24 protein-coding genes are annotated in these 14,293 nt (G+C 56.3%); all 24 read left to right on the forward strand.

Features of this window, described 5'->3' with window-relative positions:
* The first annotated feature begins 68 nt into the window (after nt 1-68).
* The 24 genes from IPG22_16540 (at nt 69) to IPG22_16655 (ending at nt 14,288) form a co-directional block, all read left to right on the forward strand.
* Nucleotides 69-1,496, forward strand: coding sequence for a phage portal protein (locus IPG22_16540; GenBank protein ID MBK6589896.1), 1,428 nt, complete (start codon nt 69-71; stop codon nt 1,494-1,496).
* Nucleotides 1,483-2,250, forward strand: coding sequence for a minor capsid protein (locus tag IPG22_16545; GenBank protein MBK6589897.1), 768 nt, complete (start codon nt 1,483-1,485; stop codon nt 2,248-2,250). The genes IPG22_16540 and IPG22_16545 overlap by 14 nt, the downstream gene beginning before the upstream one ends.
* A complete protein-coding gene (locus IPG22_16550) occupies nt 2,247-3,134 on the forward strand; it encodes a hypothetical protein (protein MBK6589898.1) in 888 nt (295 codons plus the stop codon). The genes IPG22_16545 and IPG22_16550 overlap by 4 nt, the downstream gene beginning before the upstream one ends.
* Nucleotides 3,131-3,325, forward strand: a complete 195-nt coding sequence (locus tag IPG22_16555; GenBank protein ID MBK6589899.1) for a hypothetical protein — start codon at nt 3,131-3,133, stop codon at nt 3,323-3,325. Before IPG22_16550 ends, IPG22_16555 begins: the two co-directional genes overlap by 4 nt.
* Before the next feature lie 163 nt (nt 3,326-3,488).
* A complete protein-coding gene (locus tag IPG22_16560) occupies nt 3,489-4,094 on the forward strand; it encodes a hypothetical protein (protein ID MBK6589900.1) in 606 nt (201 codons plus the stop codon).
* A gap of 41 nt (nt 4,095-4,135) precedes the next feature.
* Nucleotides 4,136-4,990 carry a P22 coat protein - protein 5 domain protein gene (locus IPG22_16565; protein MBK6589901.1) on the forward strand — a complete coding sequence of 285 codons (855 nt, stop codon included), beginning with the start codon at nt 4,136-4,138 and terminating at the stop codon, nt 4,988-4,990.
* A gap of 75 nt (nt 4,991-5,065) precedes the next feature.
* Nucleotides 5,066-5,482 (forward strand): hypothetical protein, encoded by a 417-nt coding sequence (locus tag IPG22_16570; protein ID MBK6589902.1) that lies wholly within the window; start codon nt 5,066-5,068, stop codon nt 5,480-5,482.
* A gap of 46 nt (nt 5,483-5,528) precedes the next feature.
* Nucleotides 5,529-5,885 carry a hypothetical protein gene (locus IPG22_16575; GenBank protein MBK6589903.1) on the forward strand — a complete coding sequence of 119 codons (357 nt, stop codon included), beginning with the start codon at nt 5,529-5,531 and terminating at the stop codon, nt 5,883-5,885.
* Nucleotides 5,878-6,207 carry a hypothetical protein gene (locus IPG22_16580; GenBank protein ID MBK6589904.1) on the forward strand — a complete coding sequence of 110 codons (330 nt, stop codon included), beginning with the start codon at nt 5,878-5,880 and terminating at the stop codon, nt 6,205-6,207. The genes IPG22_16575 and IPG22_16580 overlap by 8 nt, the downstream gene beginning before the upstream one ends.
* A 1-nt stretch (nt 6,208) precedes the next feature.
* Nucleotides 6,209-6,559: a hypothetical protein gene (locus tag IPG22_16585; protein MBK6589905.1), complete on the forward strand. Its 351-nt coding sequence runs from the start codon at nt 6,209-6,211 to the stop codon at nt 6,557-6,559.
* Complete coding sequence (locus tag IPG22_16590; protein ID MBK6589906.1) at nt 6,560-6,970, forward strand: hypothetical protein; 411 nt, start codon at nt 6,560-6,562, stop codon at nt 6,968-6,970. It abuts the gene before it with no gap.
* 176 nt (nt 6,971-7,146) lie between these two features.
* The gene (locus IPG22_16595; GenBank protein MBK6589907.1) at nt 7,147-7,617 is read left to right on the forward strand and encodes a hypothetical protein; all 471 of its coding nucleotides are present in this window, start codon (nt 7,147-7,149) and stop codon (nt 7,615-7,617) included.
* A gap of 7 nt (nt 7,618-7,624) precedes the next feature.
* The gene (locus IPG22_16600) at nt 7,625-8,668 is read left to right on the forward strand and encodes a hypothetical protein (GenBank protein ID MBK6589908.1); all 1,044 of its coding nucleotides are present in this window, start codon (nt 7,625-7,627) and stop codon (nt 8,666-8,668) included.
* A 39-nt stretch (nt 8,669-8,707) separates the two neighbouring features.
* Entirely contained in the window at nt 8,708-8,935 is a 228-nt protein-coding gene (locus tag IPG22_16605; protein MBK6589909.1) for a hypothetical protein, read from the forward strand.
* Nucleotides 8,932-9,312: a hypothetical protein gene (locus IPG22_16610; GenBank protein ID MBK6589910.1), complete on the forward strand. Its 381-nt coding sequence runs from the start codon at nt 8,932-8,934 to the stop codon at nt 9,310-9,312. Before IPG22_16605 ends, IPG22_16610 begins: the two co-directional genes overlap by 4 nt.
* The gene (locus IPG22_16615; protein MBK6589911.1) at nt 9,245-9,679 is read left to right on the forward strand and encodes a hypothetical protein; all 435 of its coding nucleotides are present in this window, start codon (nt 9,245-9,247) and stop codon (nt 9,677-9,679) included. Before IPG22_16610 ends, IPG22_16615 begins: the two co-directional genes overlap by 68 nt.
* 74 nt (nt 9,680-9,753) lie before the next feature.
* The gene (locus IPG22_16620; protein MBK6589912.1) at nt 9,754-10,044 is read left to right on the forward strand and encodes a hypothetical protein; all 291 of its coding nucleotides are present in this window, start codon (nt 9,754-9,756) and stop codon (nt 10,042-10,044) included.
* Nucleotides 10,045-10,659, forward strand: coding sequence for a hypothetical protein (locus IPG22_16625; GenBank protein ID MBK6589913.1), 615 nt, complete (start codon nt 10,045-10,047; stop codon nt 10,657-10,659). It begins immediately after the preceding gene.
* Nucleotides 10,643-11,602, forward strand: coding sequence for a hypothetical protein (locus tag IPG22_16630; GenBank protein MBK6589914.1), 960 nt, complete (start codon nt 10,643-10,645; stop codon nt 11,600-11,602). The genes IPG22_16625 and IPG22_16630 overlap by 17 nt, the downstream gene beginning before the upstream one ends.
* Complete coding sequence (locus IPG22_16635) at nt 11,568-12,602, forward strand: hypothetical protein (GenBank protein ID MBK6589915.1); 1,035 nt, start codon at nt 11,568-11,570, stop codon at nt 12,600-12,602. Before IPG22_16630 ends, IPG22_16635 begins: the two co-directional genes overlap by 35 nt.
* The gene (locus IPG22_16640; protein MBK6589916.1) at nt 12,599-12,910 is read left to right on the forward strand and encodes a hypothetical protein; all 312 of its coding nucleotides are present in this window, start codon (nt 12,599-12,601) and stop codon (nt 12,908-12,910) included. Before IPG22_16635 ends, IPG22_16640 begins: the two co-directional genes overlap by 4 nt.
* A gap of 11 nt (nt 12,911-12,921) precedes the next feature.
* A complete protein-coding gene (locus IPG22_16645; protein ID MBK6589917.1) occupies nt 12,922-13,194 on the forward strand; it encodes a hypothetical protein in 273 nt (90 codons plus the stop codon).
* Between the two features lie 51 nt (nt 13,195-13,245).
* Complete coding sequence (locus IPG22_16650; GenBank protein MBK6589918.1) at nt 13,246-13,953, forward strand: hypothetical protein; 708 nt, start codon at nt 13,246-13,248, stop codon at nt 13,951-13,953.
* Between the two features lie 86 nt (nt 13,954-14,039).
* Nucleotides 14,040-14,288 carry a hypothetical protein gene (locus IPG22_16655; protein ID MBK6589919.1) on the forward strand — a complete coding sequence of 83 codons (249 nt, stop codon included), beginning with the start codon at nt 14,040-14,042 and terminating at the stop codon, nt 14,286-14,288.
* The last annotated feature ends 5 nt before the right edge of the window (nt 14,289-14,293 follow it).

Here is a 14,293-nt window from a genome sequence, read left to right on the forward strand (position 1 = left end):
CTGATCGCGGACGGCTCGGACTCCCAACGACGGGTTTCAAGCCCGTTGGGACACAAAGGGACAGGCTTATGGCTCAGGAAAACGTAAAAAAGGACGCATCGACAACCGCTAAAGACATCGAAACGGCAATCAAGCAGTTTAACGATCGCTCGACGACGGTTCAAAAGACAACTGACTATTACCGCGGCGAGCATGATCTGAAGTTCGCGACAGACAAATTCAAGAACACATTTGGGAACCTATTCAAATCGTTTGCCCTGAACGTGTGCCCGGCCATCTGCGATGCGGTCCGCGACAAACTGGTGATCACCGGTTTTCGTGTCGAGTCGGACGGCGAAGGCGGCAGCGAAGTTAAGGACCTGCCAAAAGAAGCCTGGAAGATCTGGCAGGCCAACCGCATGGGCGTTCGGTCCGGCGAGATCCACAAAGAAGCCTCGATCAACGGCGACGCGTATGCGATCGTCTGGGTCGATGATATGAAGCAGGTCACGATCTACCCGAACAAATCGGCGAACGTTACCGTCTTTTACGACGAGGAATCACCGGGCAAGATCCTGTGGGCGGCGAAGCACTGGCAGACGCCGGAGAAATTGTTCCGGCTGAACATGTATTATCCGGACCGCATCGAGCGGCTGGTGTCGAAGAAAAAGAGCGAGGACGGCAAGCTGCCAGAAGCGAAGGAGTTCGTCGAGTTCGAGCCTGCGGTGTCGAATCCTTACGGTATCGTGCCAGTTTTCCATTTTGCGAACAACGGATCGATCGGCGGGTTTGGCGTGTCGGAGCTGCACAACGCAATGCCTGTCCAGGATGCTCTCAATAAGTCGGTACTCGACATGCTGGTGACGATGGAATTTGCGAGCTATCGGCAGCGGTGGGCGTCGGGCATCGAGATCGAGATCGACGACGAGGGCAAAGCCAAGCCGCCATTTACGGCCGGTGTCGAGAAGCTCTGGATCACGGAGAATGCCGAGACTAAGTTCGGCGACTTCGAGGTCACGGACCTCGAGCAGTTCCTGAAGGTCAAGGATGGTTTCCGCACGGACATCGCAACGGTGACCGGAACGCCGCTGCATTACTTCATGCTGACCGGTGCGTCGTTCCCACAGTCGGGGATCTCAATAGAAAAGCTCGAGTCGAGATTCCTCGGCAAGATCCGCGATCGCATGGAGAGTTATGGCTCAGTCTGGGAAAACCTGATGTCGTTCGCCCTGATGATCGAGAACAAAGGCAAAGGAGTCAGGCTGTTTACCGAGTGGCAGGATCCGGCGCCGCTCTCGGAGAAAGAGCAGCTTGATAACATCGTCGTTAAAAAAGATCTCGGCATCACCGAGCGGCAGGCTCTGATAGAAGCCGGTTATGGCGAAGAGGATGTCGATGAGATGCTGCTCGAAAAACAAGAGATCCAGCAGAAGATGGTCCAGAGCTTTAATGCGGGCGAGAATCTGTCGAACGACAACACTGATCAGCAGCAGACGGATGTAAATGTCGGTTCTTGATGACCTTCTCAAAGCTCACCGGAAACGGATCATCGAACGCGAAGAGGCGACTTTTCGCGAGATGCTCTCGGTCTATGCCGATCTTCAGAAAGATCTAACCCTCCAATACAAAGCGATCCAAAAACTCATGGACGAGGCACGGGCTGCCGGCGAGGAGATCACTCCGAGCTGGATCGCTCGTTCGCGTCGTCTAAAAGCTCTTATTGACCAGGTCAAAACCGAGATCGTCAGATTTGGCGGGAAAGTGACCGGCATCGTTTCGCGTGAACAGCGATCGGCGATCTCGATCGCGGCGAATCAGACCCGCGAAGTGATCAACGTTCTAAGCCCGGCCGATGCGATCGGAAGTTTGCTGCCGACGCGGACGATCGAAAATGCGATCGGTATGATGGGCGACGGTTCGCCGATGCTCGCGTATTTCGAGAAGACATTTGCACCGGCCGTCGCTGAGAAGCTGCGCAGTGAGATAGTGAGGGCCGCGGCATTGGGAACCGACTTTCGCACGATCGCCCGGAGGCTTGTCGAGGCCGGCGACATTACCAGGCACCGGGCACTGACAATGGCGCGTACCGAGGTCAACCGTGTGCGCAGAGCGACGACGCTCGAGGCTTATCGCGAGAACCAAAATATCACCGGCTGGGAGTGGGTCGCGGCAAAGTCCGAGCGGACGTGTCCGGTTTGTCTGGCTCTCGATGGAACGATCTTCGCGATCAAGGACGGATTCCGCAGCACATCAACTGTCGATGCACGATGATCCCGGTCATTAAGGGCGTGACGCGGCCGCCGCGTGAGCTCGGGCGTGAATGGTTCGAGCGGCAGAGCGATGCGGTCAAAGAGAAGATCCTGGGAGTCGATGGGCTGGCCGCATACAAGGAAGGCTTAGTCACTCTTAAGGATTTTGTCGGGTGGAAAAACAGCAAGGAATTTGGAAAGTCTGTCTATACGAAACCGCTCAACCAGATCCTCGCCGGCAAACCGGTCGCCGATCGCGTCATCCGGACGCCGAAGGAGGTCGCGGTCGATTTTGACTACGGCACCGAAGATCGTCTCGTCGAGATGCTCGGCCGCGAGCTCACGCACGATCAGATCGGTGGCCTGGTTGGAGCTTTGGACGGAGCCAAGATCAGCGTAATAGACCACGAAGACGGGTTGCATTTCACCGTTAGGCATCCGCTGATCGCGACGCAGGAAAGGATCCTCGATCATGACTGGGCCGGGCGGCTGTTCATTCATAATGAGATCTTCAGAACCTCGCGAACGGCTCCAAAAGGAACGGGGCTCAAATCGTTTGCGACGCAGGCTTTTCATGCCGAGCGGTTCGGGATCGAATACATTGATACGATGGCCGCAGGCAATTACAGCTCGACGGCCGGGAAGGTCTGGAATGGTTATTACAGCTGGGCGAGGATGGGATATAACGCCAGGCTGACGGAAAGCGACTGGGACCGGTTCCCGCTAACTTTTCGAGGCATCGAAGATCTGAACGGGCTCATCGAACAAACGAACGGAAAGCGCGTCTGGCTTTATTATGGTTACGGACGCCCAATGATGTTCGACCTGAACCGCGACAGTGCGAGCTTCCGGATCCTGAGAAAGTATTTACAGGAAAAGGAATTTGAGATAGACTTTGACGAATGATCAGTTTAGACGACATGGACAGGATCCTTTCGCGGCCCGGCTTTACCGGTGCCGGCGATGAAGGTTTCGAATTATCGACGAGCGACGAGAAGGCTCTCGATAAGGCCTGGCGTGAGGTCGCCGAAGAGGACGGCGTCGTGCAGCTGCCTGATCAGCCCACCGCGGACGAGATCCGAAATTTCACAAATTAGAATCTGAGATCTGACATTTGAGATCTAAAAGCCAGCCTTTAGGGTTGGCTTTTTTGCGCGTGAAATCCCGGAAAAAACGAGTAAATGATTGAATTAAGCAAATCTCGCGATTTAAACGAAACACCCTGCCGGACCTGCCTGCCATTTAATAACCTCGGTTTGTATGGCGAAGAACGCTCCTGCGGCTCCGGCCGCTGATCCAAAACCTGACGACACTTCTGCCGCACCTGCTGCGGCCGAAACTCCTGCTCCTGCAGCTGCGGACACGCCGACTGCGGATCCTGCTGCTCCGAAGGCGAAGTCTGAAAAGACCTACACCAAGGCTGAGGTCGAAGCCGAAAGGCAGAAGGCTGCGGCTGAGGCTCTGAAAAAGGCCAACGATGAGAAGGATCTCAGCGAACTGGAGAGAGCAAACAAACGGATCCAGGAGCTCGAAGCCGGGCAGCGTTTGACGAGTGCGAAGGAAACGGTCACCGCTGCACTGTCAAAAGCCGGTGCAAGATCACCTGAGCTGCTTTGGCATGCGATGAAGGGCGATCTCGAATTTGATGATAAGGGCGGCCTGAAGAATCTCGATGCCCTGATCACTAACTACAAATCAGATTTTGCGGACGCGTTCGGGATCGAAAAACCGGACGAGTCGATAAACGGAGGAGCAGAGGGCGTCAGTACAACCAAGCTCACAAAGGAGAAGCTGGCAGATATGACGCCGGCCGAGATAAAGCTGCTTGACTGGGAAGAGGTCAAGAAGGTAATGGCCGGCAAATAAGGGCCGCAACAAGCGACATGTCGCTTTTTTAACTAAAAAATATGTCACTCAATTTTATCAAGACAGTTTGGGCCGCCCGATTGCTGTCGGCCCTCGAAAAGTCTCTCGTTTACGGACAAGCCGGCGTGGTCAATCGCGACTACGAAGGCGAGATCCGGGAAGCCGGTGACACGGTGAAGATCGCGTCGATCGGTGATCCGACAATCGGGACGTACACCAAGGACGCGGACATCTCGGTCCAGGTGCTGACCGACGCCGAGCAGACATTGCTGATCAATCAGCAGAAGTATTTTGCATTCACCGTCGATGACGTGGACAAAGTCCAGCAGAACGTCAATGCAATGGATGAGGCGATGACGCGTGCGGCCTATGGCCTACGTGATCTCGCGGACCAGTTCATCGCGGCGAGCTACACGCTGGTGCCATCGGGCAACCTAGTCGGCTCGACCGGTTCGCCGGTGGCAGCCGGTGCGGCAAATGCCGCGTACAACCACCTCGTAAATCTGAGCGTGAAGCTCGACGAGGCCAACGTGCCGAGCGATGGCCGCTTTGTTGTCGTGCCTCCGTTCTTCCACGGCTACCTGCTGCAGGACTCGCGTTTTGTCGGTAGCGGTGCAGCTGCGGCTGATGCCCGTATGCTCAACGGCAAGATCGGTGAAGCTGCGGGCTTCACGGTCATGAAGTCGAACAATGTGCCGATCGCCTCGAGCGATAAGTACAAGGTCATCGCGGGCCACTCCATCGCGTACAGCTATGCCGAGCAGATCAGCAAGGTCGAATCGTACCGCAAGGAGAAAGGCTTTGCGGACGGTGTCAAGGGCCTGCACGTTTACGGCGGCAAGCTCGTTCGTCCGACCGCCTGGGCAGTCGGAACCGTTACCAACGCGGCCAGCTAATTTCATATAACCCAACCGACGACAACGTAGAAAGCCGGGGCGGCGTGATGCCGCCCCGCATGAAAAACCAAAGTTATGGCAAATCCAAGTTCAATTACAGTCACGGCACTTGCTGCCAACAGCTCGACGGCCCGGCCTGCGGTGCAGACGATCGACACTGACGGAACCGTTCCGGTCTCTGTTGGCGGTGCAATGGACCGACTCATCTTTGAGTTCGTTAATGCGGCTGCAGCCGCGGTGACGATCACGATCAAAGGCGGCGATAATCCGCCATCACCGTTATCGCAGGATCTAGCGATCGCACTGACGGCAACGGGCGGGGCAACGCCTGCGGTGATCGCGGGCCCGTTTGAATCGGCTCGGTTCCTGCAGGATGACGGTTCGGTCAACATCGCATTCCTCGCAGGCCTCCAGCACGCCGAATGTCACCGTTCGTGCGTACCGTCTGCCGAAAACGTAATCCACGGGAACAACCCAAGAGAGGGGCGGTAAGGTCCTAGGCTAAGCCGCCCCGTTTATTAGTTTTGAAGGAGTCAACATGGCACAAGTCAGATTTATCAGTGGTGACGGCGTAGAGCATGAGGTCGAAGAGGCCAGTGCGGCAGCCGAGATCATGCGGAATGCGGGCTTTCAGCAGTTGAACGCCGCGGGTGAGCCGTTCGTTTACACGCTCGAAGACGCGATCGCCCAGAACAACGGCCTTGATGAGAGCACCGAGGCGAAGGCAAAAGCTGCGATCGCAGAAACGCCCGATCGGTCGAAGAAGACCAAAGCCGAGCTGATCGCGGAAGCTGAAGAGCTCGAGCTGGATCTCGTCCCGGATAAGGTGACGAAGGCTCAGATCATCGCGGCGATCGAGGCGAAGCTCGCCGAAACGGCAGAAGTAAATGAGTAATGCGGACAAACCTCTGGACCGGTTGAAAAGGATGACGGCGTGGGAAGACACGCCGTGCCTTCTCTCCGACGAGCTGCAGTCGCTGCTGGACCAGTACGCGATCGCTGACTCTGACGGACTGACGCCGGCCGATGCGGAATGGATCCCGACGTATGACCTGCGGGCAGCGGCCCGGCAGGGTTGGAAGTTGAAAATGGGCAAAGCCGCCGAGCTGCAATCGACGGATCTCGACGGCGACAGGATGTCAGCCAACCAGATCTTTGACCATTGCGAGCGAATGATGAAGCGGTACGCGGGCACCGCAAGCCCTGTGATGGTTTGAAATGTCGAAAGCTAACGATCTCAGGATCTCGGCGATAAACCGCCACCGGAAACGGCTCTTCGGCGACAGCTCTTTGAAAGTCTATTCGATCACGCCGGCTGCCGGCGAAGCTGTCGTTGAGACGTTCGCGAAAGACTGGATGGGCCAGCGAACGGATGCGATCACAACGAGCGGCGGTACCGGAGCCTGGCAATTCCAGGTTGTGGCCAAGACGAACTGGGCGGCGACTCAAGCATTCATGAGATCGATCGTTGCGCTAACGATCGGCACGCGGCGGTGGAAGATCACGAAGATCGAGGAGCCAATAGGCGAATCGCTGGTCTGGAAGATCCGGGCGGAAGTTGAGAAGTAAATGGCTGAGATCTCGGTAAAAGTCACAAAGGACCGGACGCCGGAGATCGAGGCGAAGCTCGAGAAACAGCTCGAACAGTTCGTCCAGGACGGCGCCGCTTTTCTCGAAGGCGGTTTGAAAACCAACATCGCGTCGGCAAAGTCCGGCCGGGCCTACAAACGGGGCAAGGATAAAGTTCACATCGCGTCGGCTCCCGGAGAATCTCCGGCGAGCGATTCCGGAAATCTCATCAACTCGATCGGGCCTCCGATCTACCCATCGACGCTCGAAGCTCTGATCGGAACCAATGTCGAATACGCACCGATACTCGAAGCGAAAGATGGCCTGGACAGGCCGTTGTGGCAAAAGACGGTAGACGAGAGCATGCCGACGCTCGAAAAAATGCTTAAGCAGGCAGTGGCAGCAATTTAGCGGGTTGCAATTTAAGGACGTGACAAAAGACGAATGGCGACGAGAAAGATCATGTACGAGAAAGCGGGCGTTCGCGACGAGGTTCTATGCCGAAATGTTTCGCGACAACGAGCTCGGCGATCAGACCTTGAAGGCGTACAAATGCCCATACTGCCACGAGTATCATCTCGGACACGATGACAGAAACAGTAGATCACGACATCCGCGAGAAGATCGCCGCCCTGCTCGCAGCACAGCATCCTGATGCCCAGGTGTATGGCTGGAACGTTTTGAATCACCAGCTCGCCGACTGGCCGGGCAAGTTTCGAAGCCAGACGATCGCAGGCCGAACGCACGGCTGGGTGATCAGGAGAGTTTCACAACTGGCCGAAAGAAAAACGGCACATCGAGACCGCGTAATGCTCGAGTACGAGATCCTCGGTTTTTATGGTTTCAGGTCGGGCAAGGCGGGTGACAACTCGGACGAGGAATTCGCGGTGATCACTTCGAAAACCTACAACGCGATCAAAGCCGAACCAAGATTGGATTTTGAAAATGAGGTCGAATATCACGAACTGCTGCAATACCGCCAGCTGACCACGATCAAATGCGGCGAGGAAACGCTGCACTTCGCACAGGGCAGATTGAGAGTCCACCTGTGCTGCTAAAAATACTATGTCAAGACTAGATACCGCTCAAAATTGGATCTCAAAAACGGTCGAATCGACCTACAACACAGCCGAGTCAACTGGTTCAAATTACAGCCAGGTCCCGACGAGAAATCCTTTCTTCGTGCTGCCAAAGCTCGAGAAGCGGTCAGACGCGGACCGTGCGGGCCAGAATGCACCGTCGCACCTTTGCAATCATTACTGGTCGCCCGGACAGTACGGTTTTGTCGATGACGTCGAGACCGACGTGCCGGCGAGATTGCTGCGGCGAGCTCTGGGCGGTACGGTAACAGATTCGCTGGTGGCGAGTGGTGTTTACAGCCACGAATTTGCGATCCTGCCGCCGCAGACGGGTGCGATCCTGCCGTCGTTTGGCATGGCTTCGCTTCTCGACACCGCGTCGTTCCTGCTGCATGGCTGCATGGTCGAGCGGTTCAAGATGAGCCAGCAGGGCGACAACCGGGCCCAGTACGAAGCTGACATCGTCAACAGCGGTAAATTCACGAACCCGCACGGGCTGTCGAGCCTGCCGGTGCTATCGACGCCGGCGTGTATGGACTCGTTCCGAACGACGGTCACCTATCTCGACTCTGACAACACGACGACGGTCAATCTAGGCACGCTTGGCACGATCATCGAGTGGATGGTCGAGCACAAAAACAATATTCAGACCGCGAAACGCCGCATCGGCGACACGATCCAGACGGTTGGTTCGAGCGGTTCCGGGGCTCACGTTCGCAAGATGCCTCGCGGCAAATATCAGACGACGGCGTCGATCCTGCTCGATTTTGCAGATCTCACCTACTGGACGAAGTCGGTCCAGAACGAAGTGCTGACGAACCTCAAGTTCACGGTCATCGGGCCGGTGATCTCAAGCACCTATCGTCACGAATTCGAGATCATCGTGCCGAAATTCATGTTCGACTCGGTCGATCCGGGTGAAGACAACGGCGACGCAGCGACACCGATCAACGTGATCCCGCTGCAGGACCCGACGACGCTCGGCACGATCAAGGCAAGGATCCAGAACGCGACAGCGACGCTGATCTAAAAGGTTTCGAAGTTTCGAAAGTTACGGAGTTTACGAATTATGGCAAGGAAAAAAGCTGAACAGGCCGAGGATGTGGTCGAGATCGTTCCCGGAACCGAGGAATTTGCGGCCAGGGAGTTTCTGGCCAAGGAAAAGGCAGCGTATGAGGAGCGGACCGGTGAAACGGTCACCTGGGAGCCAGCTCATCCGCTGACATCAACGCCGCTGTCGGAAGCTCCGGCAGTGGAACAGCCCGCCGACAAGGCGGAAGGAGAAGGAGAAGCTTGAACGAAGCAGACAACATTTTAACTTTGGACAGGTCCGAGCCGGCTGCGGGAATCGCACCGGCTCAGCCTGCTGAAAACCTCTACCCGCTCGACTGGGAAACCACGCGGGTGACGCTGAAGGACCGGCGATTCAAGCACACGCTGCGACGGCCGACATCGGAGCAGATCTTTGCCCGCGAGGACGAGCTGCAGAGTGATATTCCGATCGCGAAGGACGGCAGCTTTCAGATGCCGGACCCGACTGCGAATGAGGACATCGACGCGAAGTTCTACGACCAGATCGTCGTCACGACCGAGGGTTATAACGGCAATGTGCCGGCAGTCTCACAAGGCCGCGGCTTTTCAGGCCCTTTATCTTCGCGAGGTCTACGTCGATGAGGCGACGGACCAGTTCGCGGACGAGGTCCCGGTGATCGAGGAGATCGGCAGCGGTGACGAGCCGGACTTTACGATCGTTCACCTCATGCGGCAGCCGTCTGAGAGCGAATTGAAGCGTTATCGACGCCGATCGTCGAACGGACAGATCAAGCCCGGCAAACGCGGGAAGCAGCGTTTTGTCAGCCATTCGACGCTCAAGAACGCAGTCGAGCATTACGACCTGTGGTGCGTTGGCGTTCATGGAGCAACGCTCAAGAATCTGCCCAACTTTCACCCGGTGGAACTCAAGCAATACGTGGATCCACTGATCAAGCGGCTAGTCGTGCAGACACTGGTCGAATCGATCGTCGGCGGCCTATTGGACTAGGCGAGGCCCTCGCGGCCGTATTTGAAAATCAATTCGCTTGCATCAACGAACACGGCGAGGCGTGTCCAGGCGAGGTGACCTGCTCAGAAACTGACGGCAAACCGCTCCATAAATACGAGAGCGGAGATCCTGAAAGTATTTGCGGCGGGTGCCCGTTGAAGAAGTCGAAACCTGATGCGATCGACGAGTCCATGCGGGCTCTCGTGACCACCGGTTTTGAGCTTACAGAGCTTAAAACCTCGGGTGCGGCCTTTCAGTATCCGGATGGCCTCGAGGCCTGGGAATGGATGACACTGACCGCCCTGCAGCGTGGCAAAGCGAGAGCCGATGCAGCCGATCGGAAACGTCGGGAAAAGAAGCGATAGATGAACGAGGAGACAACATTCTTCCTGGAGCCGAAAGACGACCCGCGAGATCGCATCGAGGTCGAGATCGGCGACAGCAAGCAGCCTGATTTCCAGCCGCAGACGAAGATCATGCGGTGGGATAACGAGGTGAATGTCTCGCTGCGTCTGGTTCACGACGAAGCTGATCCGGTAGTTGTTGAGGATGGCGGTGTTGTTGCGTGGGAAGGTGAAAAGAAAAAGGTCGATTATTACGAGATCGCTCCGTCTGTGGAATTTCTTGAGGGTGCGATCGAGCAGGATGTCACGCTTTACGAACGCCCGTCTGGTGACAAATTAGAGTTCACGATCAATGCCAAAGGCGTCGAGTTCATTTACCAGCCAGAACTCACGCCGGAAGAGATCAAAGAAGGCTGTTTCCGGCCTGATAATGTCGTCGGCTCATGGGCTGTTTTCGCGAGAGAGGAAAAAGTCAATTGGGAAGGCAAAACCATCTACGGCACGGGCAAGGTTGGACACATCTTCAACTCGCTCATGTCGGACGCGAAAGGCAATACTTGCCGAACGAATCCGCAAATAGTCGATAACGGCGACGGCACGGGCAAACTCACGCTCAATTTTGAAAGAGTTTCTTGATAATGCCGTCTATCCGATCCGTCACGCGGCGGGTTTGACGTTTGGATATTCCTCGACTCCGGCGACGGCCTCCAATGCTGTTAATAATTGGGCACACGTCGTAAAGGGCACTCCGTCAGGTGCGGGTGATGTAACAAAAATTACAGCGTATGTAGGCAACAACTCAGCTCGGCTTTTTAAGGGCGGTCTGTGGCGGGCTTCTGATAATGTCCTGATCGGGACGACCAATTCAGCGTCAGTGCCATCGGGTTATGCGTGGACAGATGCGACGTTTGGAACTAGCCAATCAGTGACGGCGGTGGCTTACCTCGTTGGGTTTATTCCTGACGGCAGCATCAGCGGCGGTGGCTATTACGATGCAGGTTCAACGGGCGATGGTGGCTTAGACACCGGCAACTCCTACACCACGCCGACAAATCTCACGGCACTCGGCAGCACTACCCGCAAATATGGGGCGTATGCGACGTACGACTTAGCAGTTCAGAACTACACCCTCGATCTCGGTGGAACGATCACGGCGTCCGGATCCATTCAGCGACAAGTCACGTTGCAAAAAAGTGGAAGTGTTTCAGCGATCGGAGCGGCTCTGAAGAGCATAGCTCGGAGCTTTTTCGGCAGCATTACCGGCACAGGGGCGACACTCAGACAAGGACAGTTGCTGAGATCCGGCGTCGCGACGCCCAGCGGCCTTATCGTCCGGGAAGCGGGTAAGCAAGTGGGCGGCGGGATCACGATCGGTGGATCTTTGAAAAAAGATATTTCAGTCGCTTACGCCGGGAGCTCGACACCGAGCGGTGCGGCGATCAGAGAAATGCAGCGAACGGCTGCAGGTTCGATCACGCCGAGCGGAACGCTGCTAAAAAGAGGCGGCCAGAACATTTCTCGGGCAGATCACACCCGTGTCATTGGTGGTGAAACTGATCACGAAGGCCCAAGGCGGTGAAGTAACTCCGAGCGGTGCCGCCGAGCTGCTCAAAGCCTTTTTGCTGACGGTTGAAGGTTCGCTGACGCCGAGCGGTTCGGTCTTTCGTCAGGTCTCGAAAAATACGAGTGGCTCGAGCTCAGTAACTGGTTTGATCGCGAAGGCGGTCAATCGGACGTTTGGCGGTTCGATCACGGCGAGCGGGCTGGTGGATATGTTCCGGGCCGTGATCCTGACTTTGACAGGGTCAATATCGGCGAGCGGTGCGGTGCAGCGTGATGCGTCGAAGAACGTCGCCGGTCAGACGACAGCGTCTGGGTCGGCCGTTCGCAATGCTTCAAAGGTTCTGGCCGGATCGGTTACGCCGAGCGGAGATCTTGGCAGAGTCAAAACAGCTTATCTGCTGCTCACTGGTTCGACGGCTGTTAGCGGACTGCTGCGAAAAGAGATCACGCGGAGCCTGGCCGGATCGGCAGCTCCAACAGGTTTGCTTCAAAAAACTATCTTTCGGACCGTCGCCGGCTCGGTGACGCCGTCGAGCGAGATCACTCTGTTGAAGCTTTTGACATTGGTTCTGACCGGAACTGTCGCCGTCTCCGGCGACATCGATCGCGAGATCTCGCGGAGCTTCGCCGGCAGTGTTACGGCGAGCGGTAGGGCAACGCGTCTGATCTCGCGAATGACAGGCGGGCAGATCGATATCAGCAGCACGATCGTTGTTTTCCGGGCTTTCTTCTTTGATCTCGGCGGCGAGATCGGTATCACGGGAACGGCGATAAAGAACGTTTTCACGGGGCAATCGGGCTCGGTGACGCCGTCCGGATCCGTACAGCGTGAAGTGGGCAGGCAGCTTGCGGGCCAGATCACGGTTTCGGGTGCGGTTCAAAGGTTGGTAAGCAAATTCGTCGCCGGCGTCGTGTCGATTGCTGGAGCTATAACAAGATCGGTTTCGGGCAAGACGGACATCGTCTGCTCGGACTATTCGAACGTCACGCTGACGCTTAGGGACTATTCATCATGAGTTGCTCGGAACCTACAAAAACCTATGACATCGGCGAAGACGTGACGATCGTCGGCGAATGGACGACATCAGCCGGCGAGCTCGTAGATCCGGCAGCGGTTTTCTGCTCGGTAAAGTCACCGGATGACGAGGTCACAGATTACGAATACGGCGTCGGTGCCGACATCGTGAAGGTCGAGGATGGGAAATACAAGCTGGTCGTGGATGCGGATCAGCCGGGACGTTGGTTTTACAGGTGGTTTTCCACCGGCGACGGCAAAGCGGCCGGGGAAAGGGAGTTTGTGGTCGCGAGATCGCAATTTAGCTAAGAGGAAAAAATATGATCGGAGAGACTCGATTTGAAGTAAGGGCCAGCCTGAACGAAAACGGCGAAGCCACGGCAAAGGTTTTTGGACGCTGCAGCTACGGCGAAGGCGATGGTAAACGTGACGCGACGGAATTCGTCGAGATCACTGATGAAAAGCTTCTCGACAAGGTCCAAAAGGCTCTCGTCGCAGCAGCTACCGAGGTTCGAGACGCGCTAAACCGCCAGACGGTCAAAGCGGCTGCGAAATGCCTCAACGTGGCATCGGAACGCGGCGAGATCGCCTAGTCAAAGAAGAGCCGCAGCGGGCCCAGGAGGCCCTAGACACACAGAAAAACTATGAACATAAATTCAAAGATCGCAATTTCAGGAGACAGGACCATGAAGGTCACCCGCGGCGGTTCGCTGGGCAAGCCGGTGTCGGTTATCGCTAAGCTCAAGGAGATCGTCCGTGACGCCCTGCCTTTCACTAACGACGAGGAGGTAAACCGCTATCGCGTGCGTAATTTCATGAACGTGATGCGCGGCTACCGCCAGATCGTTTTCGCCAAAATGTTCGGCGTTAACCACACCTACGGTGCGTTGTACGCCAAGGTCATCCGCGGCGACGGCTCGGTGCTGAACCTCGGCCTGATCTCGCTCCGGGTCGTCACGACGGCCGGCGTCGGGTTCATCGTCGATGCGTTTCAGAACTCGGTCGAGATGGAAAACATGAAGTATCACGGTTTCGGAATCGGGACCGGAGCTGAGGCTTCAGGTGATACCGCTCTCGGTACGGAGTTCACGACTGAATACGCCACCGACAACGTGCGGCCGACCGGAACGACGACCGAGGGTGCATCAGCGAATATCTACCGCACGGTGGGTGCCTTTACACCGAATTCGGGCGGCGTTCTGGCGGTAACCGAGCACGGCGTATTCAGCCAGGCTGCTGTGGCTGGCGGTGTGCTGCTCGACCGCTCGAAGTTCGCGGCCGTCAACCTCGACAGTGCCAACGGCGACAGCCTGCAGGTCACGTATGAAGCCACTTTCCCGGCTGGCAGCTAAGCCAGAATGACCCGAGACGAGAGACAGGAGACGCGAGTCTTCTTGTCTCTCGTCTCAATATCTATCTCCCGTCTCCAGTCTAAGAAATGGCCGATCTCGAGATCTCAGTAGGAATTGACGCAAGGCAAACCAAATCAGGTGGTGCCGAGGTTAAGCGTGAATTCAAGGAAGTGGGAACCGAGGTCGAAAAGACCGGAAAAAAAGCTAAGAATGCAGCCGATCGAGATTTTAAGGACCTCGAAAAGAGCATGAAGTCGGCAGCCGTCCAGGGCAATGTCATGGGCGAGCTGATCGGCAGAGCTTTGACTACATCCTGCGCGCCGGCGTCCAGGTAGTTCAG

The organism is Acidobacteriota bacterium, assembly GCA_016703965.1.
Taxonomy (GTDB): Bacteria; Acidobacteriota; Blastocatellia; order Pyrinomonadales; family Pyrinomonadaceae; genus OLB17.